General features: G+C 66.2%; 23 protein-coding genes. 10 read left to right on the forward strand and 13 right to left on the reverse strand.

Annotated elements, in window-relative coordinates; genetic code table 11:
* Positions 1-35: 35 nt before the first annotated feature.
* Complete coding sequence (locus tag AH6_RS44465) at positions 36-320, forward strand: hypothetical protein (RefSeq protein WP_157432038.1); 285 nt, start codon at positions 36-38, stop codon at positions 318-320.
* Positions 321-368: 48 nt separating this feature from the next.
* On the opposite strand, the gene AH6_RS44470 is transcribed toward AH6_RS44465, so the two are convergent.
* Together AH6_RS44470 and AH6_RS41045 are read right to left on the reverse strand one after the other, a co-directional pair.
* Complete coding sequence (locus tag AH6_RS44470) at positions 369-731, reverse strand: hypothetical protein (RefSeq protein ID WP_157432039.1); 363 nt, start codon at positions 729-731, stop codon at positions 369-371.
* Positions 728-1,384, reverse strand: a complete 657-nt coding sequence (locus AH6_RS41045; RefSeq protein WP_067491707.1) for a ParA family protein — start codon at positions 1,382-1,384, stop codon at positions 728-730. The genes AH6_RS44470 and AH6_RS41045 overlap by 4 nt, the downstream gene beginning before the upstream one ends.
* Before the next feature lie 266 nt (positions 1,385-1,650).
* Here AH6_RS41045 and kilB point away from each other — a divergent pair, with 266 nt between their 5' ends.
* From kilB to AH6_RS41060, 3 genes are all read left to right on the forward strand, one after another.
* Positions 1,651-2,109, forward strand: coding sequence for a plasmid transfer protein KilB (kilB, locus tag AH6_RS41050; protein WP_067491709.1), 459 nt, complete (start codon positions 1,651-1,653; stop codon positions 2,107-2,109).
* Between the two features lie 12 nt (positions 2,110-2,121).
* Positions 2,122-2,640, forward strand: coding sequence for a hypothetical protein (locus AH6_RS41055; protein WP_067491711.1), 519 nt, complete (start codon positions 2,122-2,124; stop codon positions 2,638-2,640).
* 90 nt (positions 2,641-2,730) lie between these two features.
* Complete coding sequence (locus AH6_RS41060; protein ID WP_067491713.1) at positions 2,731-3,162, forward strand: DUF3307 domain-containing protein; 432 nt, start codon at positions 2,731-2,733, stop codon at positions 3,160-3,162.
* A 73-nt stretch (positions 3,163-3,235) separates the two neighbouring features.
* On the opposite strand, the gene AH6_RS44475 is transcribed toward AH6_RS41060, so the two are convergent.
* The gene (locus AH6_RS44475; RefSeq protein WP_157432040.1) at positions 3,236-3,409 is read right to left on the reverse strand and encodes a hypothetical protein; all 174 of its coding nucleotides are present in this window, start codon (positions 3,407-3,409) and stop codon (positions 3,236-3,238) included.
* A 363-nt stretch (positions 3,410-3,772) separates the two neighbouring features.
* Here AH6_RS44475 and AH6_RS41065 point away from each other — a divergent pair, with 363 nt between their 5' ends.
* Positions 3,773-4,060 (forward strand): hypothetical protein, encoded by a 288-nt coding sequence (locus AH6_RS41065; protein WP_067491715.1) that lies wholly within the window; start codon positions 3,773-3,775, stop codon positions 4,058-4,060.
* Between the two features lie 1,147 nt (positions 4,061-5,207).
* Here the strand turns inward: AH6_RS41065 and AH6_RS41070 are convergent.
* The 10 genes from AH6_RS41070 to AH6_RS46910 form a co-directional block, all read right to left on the reverse strand.
* Positions 5,208-5,489 (reverse strand): hypothetical protein, encoded by a 282-nt coding sequence (locus AH6_RS41070; protein ID WP_067491717.1) that lies wholly within the window; start codon positions 5,487-5,489, stop codon positions 5,208-5,210.
* Between the two features lie 28 nt (positions 5,490-5,517).
* Positions 5,518-5,829 carry a hypothetical protein gene (locus AH6_RS41075; RefSeq protein ID WP_067491719.1) on the reverse strand — a complete coding sequence of 104 codons (312 nt, stop codon included), beginning with the start codon at positions 5,827-5,829 and terminating at the stop codon, positions 5,518-5,520.
* A gap of 50 nt (positions 5,830-5,879) precedes the next feature.
* A complete protein-coding gene (locus AH6_RS44480) occupies positions 5,880-6,188 on the reverse strand; it encodes a DUF4282 domain-containing protein (protein ID WP_157432041.1) in 309 nt (102 codons plus the stop codon).
* Positions 6,189-6,286: 98 nt separating this feature from the next.
* Entirely contained in the window at positions 6,287-6,838 is a 552-nt protein-coding gene (locus AH6_RS41080) for a helix-turn-helix domain-containing protein (RefSeq protein WP_067491721.1), read from the reverse strand.
* Positions 6,839-6,841: 3 nt separating this feature from the next.
* Complete coding sequence (locus AH6_RS41085) at positions 6,842-10,384, reverse strand: hypothetical protein (RefSeq protein ID WP_157432042.1); 3,543 nt, start codon at positions 10,382-10,384, stop codon at positions 6,842-6,844.
* Between the two features lie 375 nt (positions 10,385-10,759).
* The gene (locus AH6_RS41090) at positions 10,760-11,323 is read right to left on the reverse strand and encodes an NUDIX domain-containing protein (protein WP_067491726.1); all 564 of its coding nucleotides are present in this window, start codon (positions 11,321-11,323) and stop codon (positions 10,760-10,762) included.
* 55 nt (positions 11,324-11,378) lie between these two features.
* Entirely contained in the window at positions 11,379-11,606 is a 228-nt protein-coding gene (locus AH6_RS41095; protein WP_157432043.1) for a hypothetical protein, read from the reverse strand.
* A 431-nt stretch (positions 11,607-12,037) separates the two neighbouring features.
* Positions 12,038-12,178, reverse strand: a complete 141-nt coding sequence (locus AH6_RS44485; protein ID WP_157432044.1) for a hypothetical protein — start codon at positions 12,176-12,178, stop codon at positions 12,038-12,040.
* Positions 12,175-12,438, reverse strand: a complete 264-nt coding sequence (locus tag AH6_RS41105; protein WP_067491729.1) for a hypothetical protein — start codon at positions 12,436-12,438, stop codon at positions 12,175-12,177. Before AH6_RS41105 ends, AH6_RS44485 begins: the two co-directional genes overlap by 4 nt.
* Complete coding sequence (locus AH6_RS46910; protein WP_281180316.1) at positions 12,435-12,557, reverse strand: hypothetical protein; 123 nt, start codon at positions 12,555-12,557, stop codon at positions 12,435-12,437. Before AH6_RS46910 ends, AH6_RS41105 begins: the two co-directional genes overlap by 4 nt.
* A 293-nt stretch (positions 12,558-12,850) precedes the next feature.
* Here AH6_RS46910 and AH6_RS47240 point away from each other — a divergent pair, with 293 nt between their 5' ends.
* The 5 genes from AH6_RS47240 (at position 12,851) to AH6_RS44490 (ending at position 17,700) form a co-directional block, all read left to right on the forward strand.
* A complete protein-coding gene (locus tag AH6_RS47240; protein ID WP_067491731.1) occupies positions 12,851-13,081 on the forward strand; it encodes a DUF7970 domain-containing protein in 231 nt (76 codons plus the stop codon).
* 131 nt (positions 13,082-13,212) lie between these two features.
* Positions 13,213-13,395, forward strand: a complete 183-nt coding sequence (locus AH6_RS41115) for a hypothetical protein (RefSeq protein ID WP_067491734.1) — start codon at positions 13,213-13,215, stop codon at positions 13,393-13,395.
* A complete protein-coding gene (locus AH6_RS45110) occupies positions 13,392-14,480 on the forward strand; it encodes a hypothetical protein (RefSeq protein ID WP_067491736.1) in 1,089 nt (362 codons plus the stop codon). Before AH6_RS41115 ends, AH6_RS45110 begins: the two co-directional genes overlap by 4 nt.
* A 790-nt stretch (positions 14,481-15,270) precedes the next feature.
* Complete coding sequence (locus AH6_RS41135; RefSeq protein WP_067491742.1) at positions 15,271-17,238, forward strand: helicase HerA domain-containing protein; 1,968 nt, start codon at positions 15,271-15,273, stop codon at positions 17,236-17,238.
* Positions 17,239-17,394: 156 nt separating this feature from the next.
* Positions 17,395-17,700 carry a hypothetical protein gene (locus AH6_RS44490; protein ID WP_157432045.1) on the forward strand — a complete coding sequence of 102 codons (306 nt, stop codon included), beginning with the start codon at positions 17,395-17,397 and terminating at the stop codon, positions 17,698-17,700.
* Positions 17,701-17,744: the final 44 nt, after the last annotated feature.

The raw sequence follows: 17,744 nt of genomic DNA on the forward strand, positions 1-17,744 counted from the left end.
CCTGCGCACTAGTTTCAGTGTAAAAGAATGGAAAGATGATCACATTACGCAAAAGAAAATGGCTTCACCGCAATGGTGAAGCCGTTTTCTTTTGCTGGCTTGTCGTTTTAGGACGTGGCTTGATTGAATTCTTCCGAGGTGGCGGATTCGGCTGCGCGCTGGTAAACGGCGTCGGCTCGGGCCGCGTCTTTCCTGTCGCCGCTTTCGACGGCTGCGTAGTAGGCGGCTCGGGCTTCCTTGACCTTCCGGACCTGCTCTTTCCTGATCTTCGCCATGGCGTGGTCGTCCTTCGTTCTTGGGTGCTGTCCTTCATAGCCTGACGTCTGGACGTCCAGACGTCTAGATGCGAAGAGAGGTTTCCCGTTGCCTCATTCGGTCACCTCTTGGAGCTTGGCCAGCAGGGCGCCGTACACGCCCGGACTCTCGTCTGCGATGCGTGCGAGCGCGTCCAGTAGATCCGCGCGGTCGATCCGGCCGATGTCCAGATCTTGTCGTAGGCGGAGCTGTAGGCGGTCTAGCAGCAGGCTCTGTTCATTGGTCAGTCGCCAGGTGAACGCCGTACGCTTTCCCGCGCTGCTGGCTGCTGGCTTCTGGACGTCTGGCCGTGCGCTGGCAGCCGGGGCGCCCTCGTTCTCGCCTGCGCTCGGTGTGGTCGGTTCGGCGGCTCGCTGGAAGACGCGTCCTTTGCGGGCCGCGCTGGCTTTCGGCTTCGGGTTCTTGGCGGCAGTCATCCTGCGGCTTCCCACATCCTGAGTTCGTCGGCGAGAGGTGCGTACGCTCCGAGGTTCGGAGGGATCTTGCCCCATACGTGCGCGTAGGTCTCCCGGTCCTGAGGGATCTCGGTTTGCAGGACGGGCAGGTGCTCGTCTTCTGCGAGGTACCGTCGCGCGTCTCGGGCGATGCCCTTGCCCGGTGCCGGAACGCGCGTCAGAAGCGCGTGAAGGGGCACCCGGGCCGCTTTAGCGAGGGAGGCCGTAGCCGGGACGCGGCTCAGCTCTCCCTCTTCCGGGCCGATGGGAGCGATGAGGAGCCGGGCCTTGACGAGGACCTGCCGGAGGACTTCCGGCGCCTCTCCGCCGACGTCGATCAGGACGCGCTGAGCGCCCGTGTCTTTCGCGGCCCGCTGGACGAAGGGGACGAGCAAGCCGGACTGCGGAGACCACTGGACAACATCGAAGGGGAGGCTGAGGAAGTCCCCCTCAGGGTCGGGTGTGGCGTAGACCCTGCTGGCCCAGTCGGTCACGCCTTGCGTTCCGTGGTCAGCGTCCACGACAAGGACGTCTTCCCCGGAGGCTGCCAGCGCGAACGCAAGGAAAATGCTCGTCGTCGTCTTCCTGCTGCCTCCCTTCAAGTAGTTGATGACCCACCACGGGGGATTCGGCATACCTCTCCCTTCATGTGTCAATAGCGGACCCGAACCGTTGACCTGCGGATACAGGCGTTTGGCGAGTCGGCCGGCGGAACGCTACCGCGTGGCTGAGCTGGGTGAACGCTATTAGACACTTGGCGTCTAGGCGTCATGACGTCTTGGCGTCCAGGATCGCAGGTCAGGGGATGGTAAGGCGAGCGTGTCCGGGAAGCTACTAGCCTCTTGGGTCAAAAAGACACAGGATGAGGTGTGTCAAAAAGACCCAAGAAAGGGAGGCGGTCATGTGGGCAGCGATCATCGCCGTGACGGGGACGCTGGCAGGCGGACTGCTCACGGGCATGATGCAGGCCCGAGTTTCGAGGACTGCCCGCGAGGACGCCCGAGATGAGCAGCGCAGGGCCGAACGCCTGGCAGCCGTAGCCGACTTCACCTCGGCTGTGGCGAATCACCGTCGGGCGATGTGGGTCCGGGAAGACCTCCGGCTCAACTCCGCTGAACTGAGCGCCGTCGCCACGGCCCGGCAGGAAAGCCATATGACCCGATCCGCGATCACGTCTCCGCTCGTGCGACTCAAGGTCGTGGCTCCGGCTCTCGCAGCGGCAGCGGACGCGGCGGCTGAGGCTGCTTACGAGCTGCGCAACGCTCCCGACACCGACGCCCTGTCAGAGCGGCGGCGCGTAGCGCTGGAAGCGGAGAACGAGTTCGTTCAGGCTGCCAGCGCGCACTTCGCCGAGCTGTAGGAGACAAGGCATATGGAGATCACCGTCACGGGCAGCCATGAGGTTGTCTCACCAGAGGACACCCGGCCGGACCACGTCACGGTCACGATCACTTTCACCAGCAGCACTGACGATCCGCAGGGGCACGTGTACGGCCTGCTCTTGGCGAACCGCCTGGCAAATGTCCTGCGGGCCTACGGGCAGGGGCAGGGGGTCGCGCTGGACGAGGTGAACCCCGACGATGATCTGTGGGACCTGCTGACTGACTGCGGGCGGATGGGTCGCCGTTTGGACAGCGTGACCCGCGCACTGATCTGGGTCGCACGGGACACGCGCGGCCAATCATGGAACGACATCGCGAACGGCGTCGCGATGCCCCGCAAAACAGTTCGCAACATCGCGGCCAGCGTCCGGGACGAGTACGCCCGGCGTGGCTACTGGCGAGACGCTCGCGGACTCCACCGCGCCGACGATCCCGAGTACGCCCAGCAGCGAGCGGAGGCCCGCACACGCGAGCTGAACGCGCGAGCTGCGCGAGACGAAGCCGAGTAGACCCCCTGAGGCCGGACGCTGAACTTGCCGGTCCGGTCCGGCCCCAGGGTCTATCCCACCTGTTGAACCCCAGGAAGGACATCCCCCATCATGGCCGCGATCACCTTCGCCGTCACCCTCTCCGTTCTGTGGATCGCTCACCACGTGGCCGATCACTGGATTCAAACGGACTGCCAGGCCATTACCAAAGGGCGCCCGGCCCGAGACGAGGCCGGGACGCGGGACCGCTCCGGGCAGCTCGCGGACCTGCGCCACGTGCTTTCCCTGACGGCTGTCCTCGCCGCTGCGCTGCTGGCGGTTGCCTGGCGCGTGGACATCGCTTATGACCCGGCCCGCTTTGTGGTGGCCCTGCTGGTGAACGGTGCCAGCCACTACTGGGCAGACCGGCGCGTCTACCTGCTGCGTCTGGCGCGAGCCATCGGGAAGGGCGGATGGCTCGACAACGACCCGACCGCCGCCTACACCCTCGACCAAAGCTGGCACCTGCTCTGGCTGCTGATCACCGCTCTGATCATCGTCTGACCGCCGGTGCGTCCGTGCGGCCGGACTCCTGAGGCCCGGCCGCACCACGGACCGGCGGATCAATCCCCGGAGATCACAGAGAGGTCATCGTGATGGCGAAGAAGAACAGCAGCGGGAACAGCGACTTCAACGGCCCTGGAACGTGGGTCGGCGGAAAGGCGTTGACCTGCGACTGCGGCAACAGCACCAACTGGCAGTCCCTTTCGATGTCAGGTGGGAAAACTACCGCGACCTGCGGCAACTGCAAAAAGTCGGTCAGCTCCTGATCACCGCCGGTGCGTCCGTGCGGCCGGACCTCTGAGGCCCGGCCGCACCACGGACCGGCGGTCAGAAGTCGGACAACGAAGGGAACACCAATGGGTTACGTAGGCGGCGGGGTTTACGACAAGGACCGTGGGCAGCTCAAGTGCCCCTGCGGAAACAAGAACCTGTGGGATTGGATCAGCCAGGGCCCTAAGGGCCGTACGGCGCAGTGCGGGGCGTGCAGCAAGGTCATCAAGGACTGATCAGCTCTGAACCGAAGGCCCCTGCGGAAATGTAGGGGCCTTCGGTATAGCAGGTAGAGGGCAGCGACGCGCGCAAGGCCGCCGCACCATCAAGGAGAGAAGCGATGAGCCAGGACCGGTACCCGACCCACATGAGCGCGGCCTTGGCTGAGGGACTGTGCCCGGACTGCTCCGGCTCTCGGCCGGTGACGGTCCAGCAAGTGGAGATCGCCGACGCCGACGATGAACGCCGCACCGTGCCCGTGCTGGGGTGCGATGGCTGCCGGGCAACCTGGTGGCCCGCATGGATCGTCCGGCCCGACTTCGAGGGCTGGACGATCCTGGACGGCGAGGCAATCCGGCTGATCCTGTCTGTCCGGACATGGAGTGGTGAATGGCACACCCCAAAATGACTTTGTCCAGTTAATTTGATCGTTGCCCAGTCATTTAAGGAATGGCCCGTTTTTAGTGAGAAACTCCTGGTGTTCGGCCATCCAGCGGCGTGACTCATACGCGGACTCCATTGGGACAGTCTGGCCTGGTATGTCGTCGGCCTGGCACTCGTAGCCTTTGGAGCAGTAGATCGGGCGCGAGTCTTCCTTCGGCGTGGTCGTCATGTCGTTTAGCCTAGGCTCTTACCGCTTGCGGGCGGGGTTAAGTCGTGAGCTAGTCGTGAGATCTGAGATCAGGGGACGGGCACTTAACTTAGGTGCCTTCGGACACATCCCACACGACTACCGAGAACGTCAGGGTCGGCGGGCCCGAGGTCTGCGCCGCGTGCATGGTGATCAGCCGGACGACCCGGCCCGGCTTAGTGGCGACGCACACCACATCTCCCTCCCTGAGTGGCTGAGTGACGGCAGTCCCGGACGCTAGGGCAGCGTCTCGGCACTGCGCAGCTCCCGGGCGGCCCTCAGGGGGCAGCACAGCTACGCGAGCGTCCGACATGGCTTTGAGCTGCGTTTTGAGCCAATCCCCCCGGATATCGGCTTCGCCGGAACGCTCGGAGACCCGGGGTGGAGCCTGGTCTAGGTCCTCTTCGGCCCGGGGGCCGTCAACCCTCATGGTGCCTCGCCAGCGCACGCGAGGACTTGGCAGGGCGGTTGGTGAGGTGAGAGCAGACGAGGCGGCCGGACCAGGGGCAGGGGCGGAGCTGGTGACGGTGGAAGGCGTCGGCGCGGGCTGCTCTGTGGCAGCGGGGGGCGGTAGCGCGGCGGCCGGGCGTTCGGGCTTTTCATCCCCGCCGGAGCACATCACCAGGGTGACCCCTCCGGCTGCGAGGGACACGCCAAGGGCAATCGCAGCGGTTCGCAGGTTGCGCGCGGTCAAGCCGGGGCCCGAGGACGGAGGCCGGGGAGGTCGGCGCGTCTTCGGAGGGATCGGGTCGGGGTTGGGCATGGCCACGTGGTCCTCCTGAGGGGATAGGAGACATGAGGGCACGCTGTAGGGCTCTTAGTGTCTAATAGCGTTCCGGGACGCCTGACCTGCGGTTACAGGCGTCCCACGGAACCGCCGGAGACTGTCGCTAGGGCGCTGACCTGCGCCGACGCTATTAGACGGTCATGGAGAGTCGCTACTGTCCACGCCCAGAGCCGTAGTGATGGCCTTCGCCACCACGATGATGAGCCCGGGCGTATAGAAGATCACCGCCACGGCCACGGCGAGGACGATGAACTGAACGAATCGGGTGATCTCGCGAGTGAACAGGAAGAAGATCGCGACAATGCCCACGATCACGAGGAACAGGGGTCCGAAGATCTGCCGAAGCCAGTCCGCGAGTCCCTCCGTGTTCGGGTCCTTGGGGCTCGCCTGGATCAGCGCCAGCATCGCGCCGTTCAACATCTGCGCTTCCTCAGCTTGGTAGGGATCATCAGGCAGGCGGAAGCCTGCGCTGGATGTCGGTGAGCAGCCTCACGACTTCGGACGCGAACGCCCGATGTTCGTCGCGCAGCTCCCCCAGCTCCGTGCGAGTCTGGCGGACCTCCTGATCTACGTCGCTCACGCGTTGCTCGACTTGCCCGATCCGCTCCGACAGGCGGTCACGCACTCCGTTGATCCGGTGCGTCAGGTCTTCGGTTGACGTCCGCGCATCGGCTCGGGCGTTGATCAGCTCGTCCACGATGCCGTCAACGAAGCCGTGCCCTCGGTTGCGGGTCCCTTCGGTAGCGCTCGCATCGCTCACTGTCGCGTCCTTTGGGTCGTCCTGGGGTTCACTCCCCACGGTAGCAGCGTTCACCTGCGAAAACGGGTAAGGACAAATTCGCACGCCACGCGAGTAATCAGCAGCCAGACAAAACCGATAATAGGAGCGGCTGCCATTCCCATGAATCCGTATACCCATCCATTCCGCAGGGTGGTTACCCATAGGGCGAGGATGAAAAAGAATACGGTCGTCATGGCGATGATGGTCGCGCAACCTAGGTATATCCATCGAACAATAAGTGGAGTCGCAAGCAAGGTAAACCGCGTGTCCGCCAATGCGCCTATCAAACTGGGCTGTCTGTGCGGGTAGGCTGCGCCTTCGGTTTCCGGAGCGGGCATCGTTCTTCCTTTCCGGGGGAGGTCTAGAAAGGCAGCGGTCCCGCACTCTCCGAAGAAAGAAGATGCGGGACCGCTTCCGGCATAGTGGCCGGTTCCTCTTAGTAGTCGATTTCTTCGATGTAGTTGATGTGCATTCCGGGGACGTAGCGCTGAATGACCGTGTTCAGTGCTGCTGCTGCTGCCTCCGGTCCGTTCTGGACCATGGCGTCAATGATGCCATCGGCTTCGGCAGGGGTCATGTGGGAGCCGGGCGTAATCCATCTGTCGCGCTCGTCCTCTGAGACGCGGACGGAGCCGAAGATAGCCAGGCCACCAGTTCCGGTCTGCGTCCTGTCCGGGCCGGAGGCGGTGCCGGACTCGGCTGCCTTCTGCTTTCGGCCGGGCGTGATTTTCGCTTCGCGGTGAGCGGCGGCGAACTGGTCACGGTTCCGCTTGGACGGGTTCTGAATGGCGCCGGAAACATACCGCTCTACCGTGCGCACCGACACACCGAGCCGTTCGGCTACGGCTTTGGTCGATCCCCAGCGGTCAACCATCGCCTTCGCAGCTTCCTGCGTGCTGGCCTTTTCGACACTTGAATAGGCCCGGCCACTAAGGGCCTGAAAAATGGCCTCTCCGAGATCCTGCTTTGCCCTTCCCCTGATCTGCATCGGTTACACCTTCCGAGGGTCGCCGTGAACGTCGGTCGCCAGGAAGCAATCCATGCTCATGACGTTCTCGGGCTTCACGGTCCACTGCCCCAGCTTGGGAATCTGGCCGGGCCCGGGCAGTTTCCAGCCGTCTGGGAGAATGGCAGCCGGATCGGTCGTGTCTACGGCGTAGTACACGCAGTCATGGTTAATGCGTACCGGCCACATCCCGGTTTCCTTGCCGACTTTGGCGACCTTCCTCAGGAGCGTGGTCCGGGCCGTGCCGATGATCGCGTCTGCCCAATCGGGCCGGTGCACGAACTTCGTGCCCCTTTGCAGCATCCCCACGGTCTCGCGGAAGGTCGCCTTGACCACCTCCCGTACCGCTGCCTCGTCCGCATCGGGCGTGGCAGGGTCGATCGACATCAGCCCGTCGCGAATCAGCTCCGCAACGCCCGGGCTCCCGTGCAGTAGGCGCCCCCCCCGGGGAAGGTCGCGACCCTCTTTGTCCCTGCGGAGCCGGGGCAGCCAGGCGTCGGTAATCATCTCCTCGGGCATCCCGTGCTCTAGCAGGTGCGCCACGGTCGGAGTGCTGAGCAGGTGCGGCCCGGGGGCTCCGGCCCGGCCGGTCAAGTCCGGCAGCAGCTCGTAGGGCTGCCAGGGCCCGGACACCTGCCAGTAGCCCGGGATCGACGCATCGAAGCCAACGAAGCCGGTGTTAGTGAGGGTGTCCCACGGGAGTACGGCCATGACCATGGCTGAAAGGAACTGGCACACCACGTCGAAGCCGACGACGTTCGGCCGGGACCGCTCGTCTTCGGTGAGCTGGGCAAGCGGCCGGTCCCACACGCACGCGCGCTCTTGGATGCTGGCGGCGGGCGTGCCCTCTCCGTCCCACTTGAGCAGGGCGGACCTGCGGGCCCTGCGTCCGGTCCTCATCCGGTCCGGTCCGAGAGCCGCCCGGATCATGTTCGTCCCGGAGGTTCCGGCGGTCATGACGAACGGGACTCCGGTGATCTCACGGTACCGCGCCAGCAGGTAGGCCGCAGTCAGCGCGTCATGATCGCTGCGCAGGTAGGGCGCCCCAGACACCCGCATAGCCCGCGGGTCGATCCATTCCGGGACCACGATCACCACGGACGGGCGCGACGGCCCGTGCCACGCGGTCCACGCGCCGATCCCGGCCGCGCTCGGCTGCCATCCGGCCCCGGCCGCTTCGATGACCGCGCGGCATTCCTTCCGGGCCTTCGGTGTGCCGGAGGACTTGGCCGCAGGCTTGCCCCCGGGCCTGGCGTTGACGGGCTTCCCCGGGTACCCGAGCCGAGCCGCCGCGCTCGCGTCGATCGCGACCGTCCCGCCCTTGGGCATCTGCTGGACGATCGCGGCCAGCAGCTCCGGAAGGGAGTCGTACCCGCCGTCATCCTGCGTCGCCCAGTCCGAGCCGATCCACGTGATGCCCTGCTCAGTGACTCCGGCAGCCAGTACGGGCCGACCCTGCGCAGTAACAGCGGAAGCGGTTTCACCTGCGGGAACGCGGTTCACGAATTCGGCCGGCGGAGTTGCCTGCACTACTGGTGACGTGGGCGTTTGCTTATTGGACGGCTCCGGCTCGCGCACGGCCGGGGAAATCTCGGGCTCGGGCTCACCTCCGCTCGGGCCGCCGTCGTCCTGGCCGTGCGGGACTTCCTCGTCCGGTCCGGGATCGGCGTCCCCGTCAAGGTCCGGCCAGATCACAGACTCAGGGATCACCAGGCACCACGGCTGAGATCCGCCGATGGTTACGCGCTTGACCGGCCGAGCCGACCCGGGGACGAGGGCCCCGGCCCGCTTGAGTGCCGACCCGATCGACTTGGCGGTGTACCCGGCCGCGCGGCTGTCCCCGCTGGCTCGCGCCAGGTCGAACAGCGCGGACGGCCGGACCGCGATCCCGCCGTACGCGGGAACGTAGTGCATCGCGACCCCGGCGCCTTCGAACCGGACCATGCCGATGTGCGGGTCTTGGCCCACCTCCCGGAGCCCGGCCGCTTGCGCGGTGAGCCCGCCCGGAAGGTGAGCTGTGCCAAGCGTGCCGTCCGGCCCAGTCAGGAACGCGCGGCGGCTCACAAGACCCTGCCGGATGATGTCCCCGATTGCGGTCTTGAGATCGTCGGTGGCCTGCCTGCGGTCTTCCATGGTGTCCGCCTGTACTGCGAGGGATCGGGCGAGCGGAGCCGCCACGGCGTCCAGCAGCGGGCCGCGCTCGACTCCGGCCGCGTCGGCTGCCAGTGCCAGGCCACCGAGCATCGCCCCGGCCATGCTGACGACTCCCACCATGCCGGTCTCGGAGTCGGCCCACCCGGGCACTTCTCGGTCAACGTGCGTGCTGAGCGCGGTCTGACCGGCGGTATCGGCTTCGGCCAAGACCGCGCCCGGGTCGTCGGCTTCGGCCAAGCGGGAGATGATCCGGTCCCCGATAGCGCGTAGTCCCGGGCCGATGACCTCGGCTAGCTCGCCGGACTTGTGGACCTTCTCCCACCAGCGCCAGTGCGCGTCACCGCGGACAAGGCGCAGCACCACGGCCCGCCGGAACAGGCTCGCCTGCATCTGGGGAGGGAGGGACTGCGCGGTGATCACGGGGATGGTCCGGATGTGGCGCTGAGTCTGCGCGGTGATCCCGTCGCGCTTGCGGCGCCCCCGCATCTGACCGCCGTTGCCGATCGCGCGGATGATCCGCTCAAGCTTGGCCACGGCGTCCCGCTGGACGAGCATCGGTGCGTCCAGCGTCAGCGCGAGGTCGTCCAGCAGGGTCGGCATGTCCGCCTCGAAGTCGACCTTCGCTTCGATGTCGGTCACGGTGTCTTCGCTCATTTTGGCTGTGGGCAGCGGAGGCCAGCACGGCGCCAGCGCCAGCAGACGGCCCGCAACGGCGGTACAGGTCTTGCCGGTGTTCGGGTCTCCCCACACCACCAGAGCAGCCGACACGGGCCGGATCGTCTGCCCGAACGAGCGGGCCCCGGCCGCGATACCGAACAGCGGGGCCCATCCCCCGGACGTCGCGACCCGGGCGAGCACGTCGGCCGCGCTATGGCCTTCGGGGAGCTGCACAGGAGCCGCCGCCGTCTCCAGTTCAGCAGTGGCCCCGATCAGCTCGACCGCATCCCCGGTCGGCCGGGCCCTGCCATCCGCCGACACGTACACCGCGGGTTGGTCGGTGACGTGATGCCATCCGGTCCGGGTGACCGCCAGCGTGAGCGGCAGCCGCTCTGCCTGGTCAAGCACGATGTTAGTCAGCACCTCGCGCCAGGTACGGAACCCCAACCCGGGAGCGCGGAACCGCTCGCGCCAGGCATCGCCCGCCATCAGCTCGCGATGGGAGATCGTCGCGCGCTGACCCTGCACCGAGACGCGGTAATACCAGGTATCGACCTCGCCGTTCGGGCGCAGGGTAATCAAACCCTTGGACACCTCGGGACACCAGGTCAGGACCGGCCGGAACTCAAGAGCGGTCCCGCGCGCGCCGTCCTCGTCCTTCCCCTTCCCCTTGGCCGGTCGGGTCTCTTCTACCTTGAAGACCTGGGGGGGGGTCACCTGATACGCCCACCCCGGGGACCCCGGAACAAGCTCTCGGTCCCTGCGGAGGGGGTGGACGTTCTCCGCCGTCATCGGCCCGACTCCATAGGAACCGGCGCGGGACGCAGCGAACACAGAGCAGGAGTCACGTAGACTCTCCCTCGAAGCATCTGGTGAACGCGAGGGTCCCGGGATCGGTTGGCAGCCGATCATCACTCCGGGGCCCTCGTTTGTTTGTTGTGTAAGGCCGAAGCGTATGCCTGATGACTGCGCTCCGACTGCCGATCGCGTTGCGTGTCGTCAAGGCTGTCATTCCGCTTCCTGTTGGGCTGGATGTGACGTGCGGAGGCGCGAGCGGCCCCGGCCGCAGATGCAGCCGGGGCCGTAGGTGATCTAGGCGGGGAGCGGTCGGGCCGCGCACGCGTCGATCAGGGCGAGCCCGTCATCTGGGATCACCTCCGCTTGGCGGACGCCGACCAACCCCAGGCTTTGCAGGAAGTAGACCCAGACCGGTTCGATGCCCGGGTTGGCCTGCCAGTCCTGTTCGGTGACGTGGCCCTGCGCGTAGTACAGGGTCCGCCATGCCGCGTCGGTCAGCTCGCGGGGCGTCATCCAGCGCACCGACCGCACCTCGCGCGGGCTCGGCTGGACGAGGGTGTCCGCCACGTGGGCGACGAAGACCTTCCAGTGGTGGCCGATCCCGCGGGGGCCCGGGGCGCGGCGGCATCGGTTGTTGCGCCACGCGACCCGAGCCAGTTTCAGGTCCGTCACGGTCAGGGTCAGGCCCAGCTCTTCGGCCGCCTCCGCCCGGGCCGCGTCCGCGTAGTCCGCGTGGTCATCGAAGACGTGACCGGCCACGGGCGCGAGCCCGGCCGGGGCGGTACCGCGTTCGATCATCAGGGCGCAGCCCTTGTTCATCACGAGCACTCCGACGCTCGCGTTGTCGCAGATTTTCATGCCGTCCCTTTCAAAAGGGGCGGCCCCTCCGCCAGACAGCGGAGGGGCCGCTAGGTCAGGTGGTGGTCTGGTTCGGGGTCACGTCGACCGTCCAACCGTCCGGGATCAGCCCGGCCGGAAGGAGAGCCGCGATGCGGTCAGCGAGCGCGCTGTACTCCCGGGCACGGTCGGCCCAAGTTGGCGCAGTGGTGGCCGGGCTCCGCTCCGCGAGCATGAGCAGCGCGCCTGCCCGGGAGCGGAGCGCGGTCCGGATCACCTGGATCTCGTAGGCGGTGAGCGTCACGTGATCCACCTCAGAACAGCGGGTCAATCGCGGGCGGCGCGTTGTTGGCTGCCTTCCGGCGAGCCCTCCGCGCGCCGTCGACCGTGAGCTGCCAGCAGGACGGGCACCACGCCACAAGGTCCTCCGGCGCGTGGCGCTCGATCGAGCGCGCAGGGTCCGGCCCCGGGTCCTTTGGCCCGGCCACCAGACGGCACGTGTCGCTGTGATCGTTGACGCAGCGCCCGATCTTCCGGTGCTTGGGGTGCGACCTCTCGCACTGGCACCGGTACCCGGCTCGCGTCATCACCGACGTCCAGACGTCGGCCCCGGCCAGCGGAGGAAGCGGCGCCCTCTTGGATACGGTCACGGCTGACCTCCCCGGACGTATCGGAGCTGAGCCCAGGTACGCGGCGGCAAGGTCCGCGTCCGGCGGGGAGAGGATCACCCTCGTCTCAGTCGTCACCGACGATCACCTCGACCAAGAAGACGAGAGCCGCCAGGACCTCGCCAACGATGATCAGCGTGAGTTCGACGACGAACGCGATCGTGGCGACGATCATCCCGAAGACCTCGGAGACGATGTCATCGTTCACGACGACCCCCCGGCCGGACGCTGGAACATGGTGCGCAGCGTGGCGGGAACGTCCTCGCGGACCGTCCTCAGCCAGAACAGCAGCCGACCGCCACGGCGCAGAGCCCGGCCGTCCAGCACGCCGCAGAAGTAGACCCACACCAGCAGGCACGGCCACATCAGAGCCGGGGGCAGCACGTAGACCGCCGCCGCCAGCATCCCGACGACCAACGCCTTCACCGCCGTCTTCGCCTTGTCCTTCCTCGTGTACTTGGCGCTCACTTCGAGCCCCCGGACGAGCCCCCGGCCGCCTTGTCGGCCGCGTCCCGCACCGACTTGGGCTCGCCGTTCGGCCAGGTCCCATTCCGCTTGGGGTGGATCACGGTCGTGGTCTTCGCCATGATGGGAAGACCTCCTTTCGAGGTATGGCCCTGCCGGGTGTTCTTGCGACGGACCCCCCGGCGGGGCCTTTCTGTTTGGCTCCGTTGCCAGCACTGACGCACATGACACGCACGTCAGCGCTCACTACCGTTGGCAACGGCGGTGATCGTGTGGAGCACATGACCACCGTTGCCTACCGTTTCACTGAAAGCCGACCGATGTCAACGGTTGCCAACGGGGGGAAACCCGTGTCAACGTAAGAGGCATGTTGACAACCGATGCACGGAGCGGCCCGCACCGTGGAGGAACCCCTATGTCCGGCCGCCGCCCTACCGCTCGTCTTCTAGTCACTCCGGAGACGGCAGCCGCGCTTGACGAAGCGCTGATTGACACGATCTCGATCACTCGACAGAAGGTGTCTAAGACTGATCTCGCGGACGCTCTGATCCGGATCGGTCTTCGCCACCTGGACGAGGTCGCAGCCCTGATCACACAGAGCGGCGAAGGGGAGGTGACCACAGATGACGGGTCAGGCTCCGTCTAATAACGTCATCGCAGGTAACGAACCCGCGTCGGCTCCGTCGGCCGAATCCGATAACCGCGTTCCCACAGGTCAGAACCCGTCCGTTCTTATTGACGTCCGGACGTCTGGACGTCGGGAAGGAAGTGCCGCCGATGATGTATCGCCTCGTGATGACGGTCTTCGTGCTGTTCGCGCTGACTCCGGCTCTGGCCGGGGCCCGGCTCGCGACGGAGGGGGCCCCGCTGTGGCTCAGCCTGATCGCGTCGATCCTGTTCCCGGCCGGAGCGCTGGTGATCGGCGTACGTCTAGCCAGGTGGCACAACGGGAGAGCGTGAGCGAGAAGACTCCGGCGCGCTGGCCGCGTCGGTGGCCGCTCGTCCTGCTGGCGCTCCCGGCCGGAGTCGCCACGTGGTCCGGGTGGGTAGGGCTCGGTGAGCTGACCGGCTTCGGGCCCGTGAAGCCTCTTCCGGGCATCGCGGACGTGACGATCAACAGCGCGATCACGCTGCCGATCGGAGTCGAGGCGTACGCCGCTCTCGCCATGTCCGCGTGGCTGACGTCGGCGCCCGTCAAGGACAGCACTCGGGCGTTCGCCCGGGCGTCCGCCATCGGCGCTCTCGTCCTGGGGATGCTCGGGCAGGTGGCGTATCACCTGTTGGAAGTCCAGCATTCAGCCAAGGTCGTGAGGATCGCGCAGGAAACCGGCCAGACCATCGCGCAGGTAGCGAAGACCGTGCACCCGCACGCACCGTGGTGGGTCACGATCTTCGTCTCCTGTCTGCCCGTGCTCGTCCTCGGGCTCGGGGCCGGACTCGCGCACATGATCCACCGTGACCGGACTTCGACTCATTCGGAGATCAGACGTCCCGACGTCAGGACGTCAGCGGATCTGGCCGGGATCGCGATCCCTCTACGGACGGACTCGACCCCCATTGCCTACGAACCCCCCATTGTCACCAGCGGGAATATGATCCCGGATCATGTTCCGGCTGACACTCCCTCCGTGTCGGACGAAGCGGAGCAGAAGACGTCCGGACGCCAAGGCGTCCAGACGTCAAGAGTTCCCATGGCCCCTCCGGTTGACGAGGTGATCCCCGCAGGGACCCGGGACGAAGACCCTGAGCCCGACCCCTCCCCTTCGGAGGGGCTCTCAGACAGCCGTACTCCGCCCCGTGAGCTGTCGGCGCGTGAGCGCGAGGACGGGGCCCGTCTGGCGGCTCTGGCCTCCGATGCGGCCCGCGTGCGGGCAGCTCTGGATGTGCTCGGAATGGAGGCGGGCCCTGCGGAGGTCCGGGCGTGGCTCACCGCCTGCGGTGTCCAGATCGGTGCCGAGTACGTGAAGACCGTGATCAAGCGGGCCCGCAAAGCGGCCCGTGAGCAGGACCAGGGGCGCCTGTCCCTGGTGAAGGAGTCCGGGTGACCGGACGCGCAGGGCGGACCGCGCCCTCGATTGCACCCGAAGCGCGGCCCGCCTGCCGATCGACCCTCAGAAAGAGAGATCAGCAATGGACATTCTGTCACTTGGCATGACCGTCTTCGGAGCGTTCGGCGCCGGTGTCACCGTGGGCGCGCTCGCGTTCTCCCCCCGCCTCGTCACGCGCACGGACACCAGCGGCCCAACCTCGCAGCGGGAGCCCGCGGTGATGTACGTGGTCCCGGGGACCCCTTCCCCGGGCGCGCCGATGGGCCCCCCGGGATACCAGGTTGTCCCCGCGATTCCTGCGGAGGCATGGGGGATCGCGAGCGTGAGCCCAGGGCAGATCCCGGGACACGCGCCCCTGCGAGGCGGTGACGCCGATCACGGCCCGGGTCTACCGTCGATCAAGTCCCGGATGATGACCCCTGGCATGACCCCCGACTCTCGGGAGGGCGACCGATGACCGCTCGGATGCTTAGCCTCGCCTTCGCCCTGGCGGTCTGCATGGGGGTAGCGCTGCCCCAGTTCGCCAACGAGCCCGGCCGCATCATGGCCGGTCTCGTCTACATGCTCGCGGGTGTGCTGCTGGCAGCTCCCCGACTCGGGCAGGCTATCGCAGCGGTTCCCGCCCCCCGCCTGATGTGGAGGGAGGACCGATGATGACCGACGCTCCCTCGTCCAATAACGGGCGCGCAGGTCAAACCGCCTTGCGCCCTATTGACAGCCCTGGTAGCGCGTCCGACCCTCACGCGCCCCTGAACGGCCCTCAGAACGGACAGGAGGAACGATAGGCATGGATGCCCTCACAGACGTCGTCCGGGCCTTCCTGCGAGGTCTACGCGCCATGTACAGCGCGTTTGAAGACGTCGGGCTCGCGTGGCTGCTCTGGCTCGTCTTCCTCGCATTCGCGCTGGCCTTCGGTACCTGGCGCATCCGGCGGCACATGAACGCGCAGGTCAGCCTGGCGAATCAGGTCGTCGGAGCCAAGACCAGCAGGGCTGCCGATGGGGCGACCCTGTTCCGTAGCTCCCTCAGCGTCGAACAGCGGCCCAGCCTGAGCCCGTTCGATGGTCGCCCCGTGATCCTCCGCGGACTGCCGTACCCGGTCGCGGTCCTGCTGTGCTGGCTGTGGGTCGAAGCCCGGCCCGTGTCGGTCGCGCTGCTGGCCGGGACATCGGTCTACGTCGGGCAAGCGGTCCTGCGCTGGTGGTTCGTCCGGCGCCACACCAAGACCATCGTCCGGCCGCTGTCGAAGGCGCTCGCGCCGATCCTGAACGAGCGTCCTCAGGTGATCTACCGGGACATGATCGTTCCGGCTGAGCACGCCGAGCCCGATGCCGAAGTGGTGATCCCGCTTCCGGACGACCATCACCCAACCGTGATCCCCGAGGTGTCCCGGATCGTCCACGCCCGGCTCGGTGGCGAGCGTCGTCACTCCCTGTCAAAGGGGGCTCCCTACCTGCTCACCTTCACGCACAAGCCGTCCCCGCCGACCTTCGTCGCCTTCGAAGACGTCGCAGAGTTCATGCTCCATGGCTTCGGTGAAGCGCGCGGATTGTGGCAGCCCTTCCTAGGGCTCGGCACTGAGCAAGAGCGCATGTACCTGAATTTCGACGGTGCCGTGGTTCACCTCGGGATCAGCGCCGGAACCGGAGCCGGTAAGTCAACGCTCATGCGCATCTTGGCGGCTCAGTTCGCCGTTCGCAGCAACGGAACCGCCCGTCAGGCTTACATCGACCCCAAGGGCGATTACGAGGGCATGGAACAGGTGCCCGGAATGAAGGTTTACAACGACATCGGCGATATCGACTCCCTAGACGGCATCTATAAGATGTGGGACGTCGTCGGCTGGTATAAGCGCGAGCTAGACGCTCGGCGAAAGGGCGAGCGCGGCCCGAAAGAAGGATGGGAGCCTCTCATCCTGTTTAACGACGAACAGAACGCTTTCGGAAAGTTCTCCCGCCAGGCATGGGAAGCGATCCGCGAAAAGAGCGATCCGAAGATCCCGCCGGTGTGGCAAGACATGTATTTGCTCGGTGTCATGGGACGCTCCTTCAAAATCCGCATGATCAACGCCTACCAGGTGATGAGCGCGCAGGCTACCGGCGGAGGGAACGCGCAAGACGGCTCCGAGCTTCGCAGGCAGTTCGGTAACAAACTTCTCGCGCGCTTCGATCCCTCCATGTGGGATTCGCTGGTGGGTACCCGTCCCCGCGGTCAGTCAAGCGATGTGCCCGGCCGTTGGCTGCACGTGGGAAACGCGGGCCTGGCGCGCTCTGTCCAGCTCCCCATATTCGAGCCCGAGCACGTAGCCGAGCTGTGCAGCGCGGCCGGACTCGACCTGTCTCCGGTGGCTGTCTCTAATGGCACCACCGACGCATCCCACGAAGCCGGAGGCTCGTCCGGAGACACGAAGACAGGAGACAAGCCCTCCCCGCAGGACGGCCCGCCCTCCTTCCCGTGGGACACCACAGGCTTCAGTCACGACTCATACGAATTGCGCGCGGCGAACGCTGAGCGCAATCCGGCTCCCGAGCCTCCCAAAGTCCGTTACACCCTCGAAGAGGCCATTGACGCAGGAATCATCTCCGTCACGATCTCTAAGGCCAAGCAGGACCGGACCCGAGCCCGCAAGCGCGGCACCTGGTATCCCGAGCCTGAATTTCGAGGGCGCGCCGAAACCTACACGCACGAAGATCTGACCCGCTTCTACAGCGAGGCTCAGCAGAGCCAAGGAAGCGAACAGGACCACACCAAGTGAATCGGCCGCACGTGCCCGAATATGAGCCGCACGACCCGTACTCGGCTCACCGGTGCACGTGCGGTCATTTGGTGTACCGGGACGACCTCCCGGGCGGCTCTTGCCGATTCTGCGCCTGCCAGGTCCATATGTCTTGCAAGGAAGGCCGAAGGAAGGATGAGCCTGCCCCATGAGCGCATTCCCTTCCCTTCCTTCCTCGCTCCCCTAACTCCCGAAGGAGGTCACCACGTGCTAGCAGGGGTTGTTACCGTGATCGCATTCATTGCCGCGGCTGTCATCCTGCCCCGCTATGTGTTCGGCGGACGCAGACGAGGAAGCGGCCGGGTGAAAGTCCGGTACGGACCATCACTGATCGGCTCAGCATCCATCGGAATCGCCCAGATCTTCGTCCGCTACTGGATGTACACGTTTCCCGTAACGTTCGCCGCTATTATCACCCTGATTGGTTTTTTGCTCATCTAAGAACAGAAAAACGCCATTCTTTTACACTGAAACTAGTGCGCATA

The sequence above is a fragment of the Actinomadura hibisca NBRC 15177 genome (assembly GCF_001552635.1).
Classification (GTDB): domain Bacteria; phylum Actinomycetota; class Actinomycetes; order Streptosporangiales; family Streptosporangiaceae; genus Spirillospora; species Spirillospora hibisca.

Bases quoted from the DNA above. Each gene is read 5' to 3' on its own strand.
- AH6_RS44470 (WP_157432039.1), bottom strand. From the start codon at position 731: ATGACTGCCGCCAAGAACCCGAAGCCGAAAGCCAGCGCGGCCCGCAAA.
- AH6_RS44465 (WP_157432038.1), top strand. From the start codon at position 36: ATGATCACATTACGCAAAAGAAAATGGCTTCACCGCAATGGTGAAGCC.
- AH6_RS41135 (WP_067491742.1), top strand. From the start codon at position 15,271: ATGGATGCCCTCACAGACGTCGTCCGGGCCTTCCTGCGAGGTCTACGC.
- AH6_RS44490 (WP_157432045.1), top strand. From the start codon at position 17,395: ATGAGCCTGCCCCATGAGCGCATTCCCTTCCCTTCCTTCCTCGCTCCC.
- AH6_RS41080 (WP_067491721.1), bottom strand. From the start codon at position 6,838: ATGCAGATCAGGGGAAGGGCAAAGCAGGATCTCGGAGAGGCCATTTTT.
- AH6_RS41045 (WP_067491707.1), bottom strand. From the start codon at position 1,384: ATGCCGAATCCCCCGTGGTGGGTCATCAACTACTTGAAGGGAGGCAGC.
- AH6_RS47240 (WP_067491731.1), top strand. From the start codon at position 12,851: ATGTCCGGCCGCCGCCCTACCGCTCGTCTTCTAGTCACTCCGGAGACG.
- AH6_RS41070 (WP_067491717.1), bottom strand. From the start codon at position 5,489: ATGTTGAACGGCGCGATGCTGGCGCTGATCCAGGCGAGCCCCAAGGAC.
- kilB (WP_067491709.1), top strand. From the start codon at position 1,651: ATGTGGGCAGCGATCATCGCCGTGACGGGGACGCTGGCAGGCGGACTG.
- AH6_RS46910 (WP_281180316.1), bottom strand. From the start codon at position 12,557: ATGGCGAAGACCACGACCGTGATCCACCCCAAGCGGAATGGGACCTGG.
- AH6_RS41065 (WP_067491715.1), top strand. From the start codon at position 3,773: ATGAGCCAGGACCGGTACCCGACCCACATGAGCGCGGCCTTGGCTGAG.
- AH6_RS41055 (WP_067491711.1), top strand. From the start codon at position 2,122: ATGGAGATCACCGTCACGGGCAGCCATGAGGTTGTCTCACCAGAGGAC.
- AH6_RS44480 (WP_157432041.1), bottom strand. From the start codon at position 6,188: ATGCCCGCTCCGGAAACCGAAGGCGCAGCCTACCCGCACAGACAGCCC.
- AH6_RS41060 (WP_067491713.1), top strand. From the start codon at position 2,731: ATGGCCGCGATCACCTTCGCCGTCACCCTCTCCGTTCTGTGGATCGCT.
- AH6_RS41090 (WP_067491726.1), bottom strand. From the start codon at position 11,323: ATGAAAATCTGCGACAACGCGAGCGTCGGAGTGCTCGTGATGAACAAG.
- AH6_RS41115 (WP_067491734.1), top strand. From the start codon at position 13,213: ATGATGTATCGCCTCGTGATGACGGTCTTCGTGCTGTTCGCGCTGACT.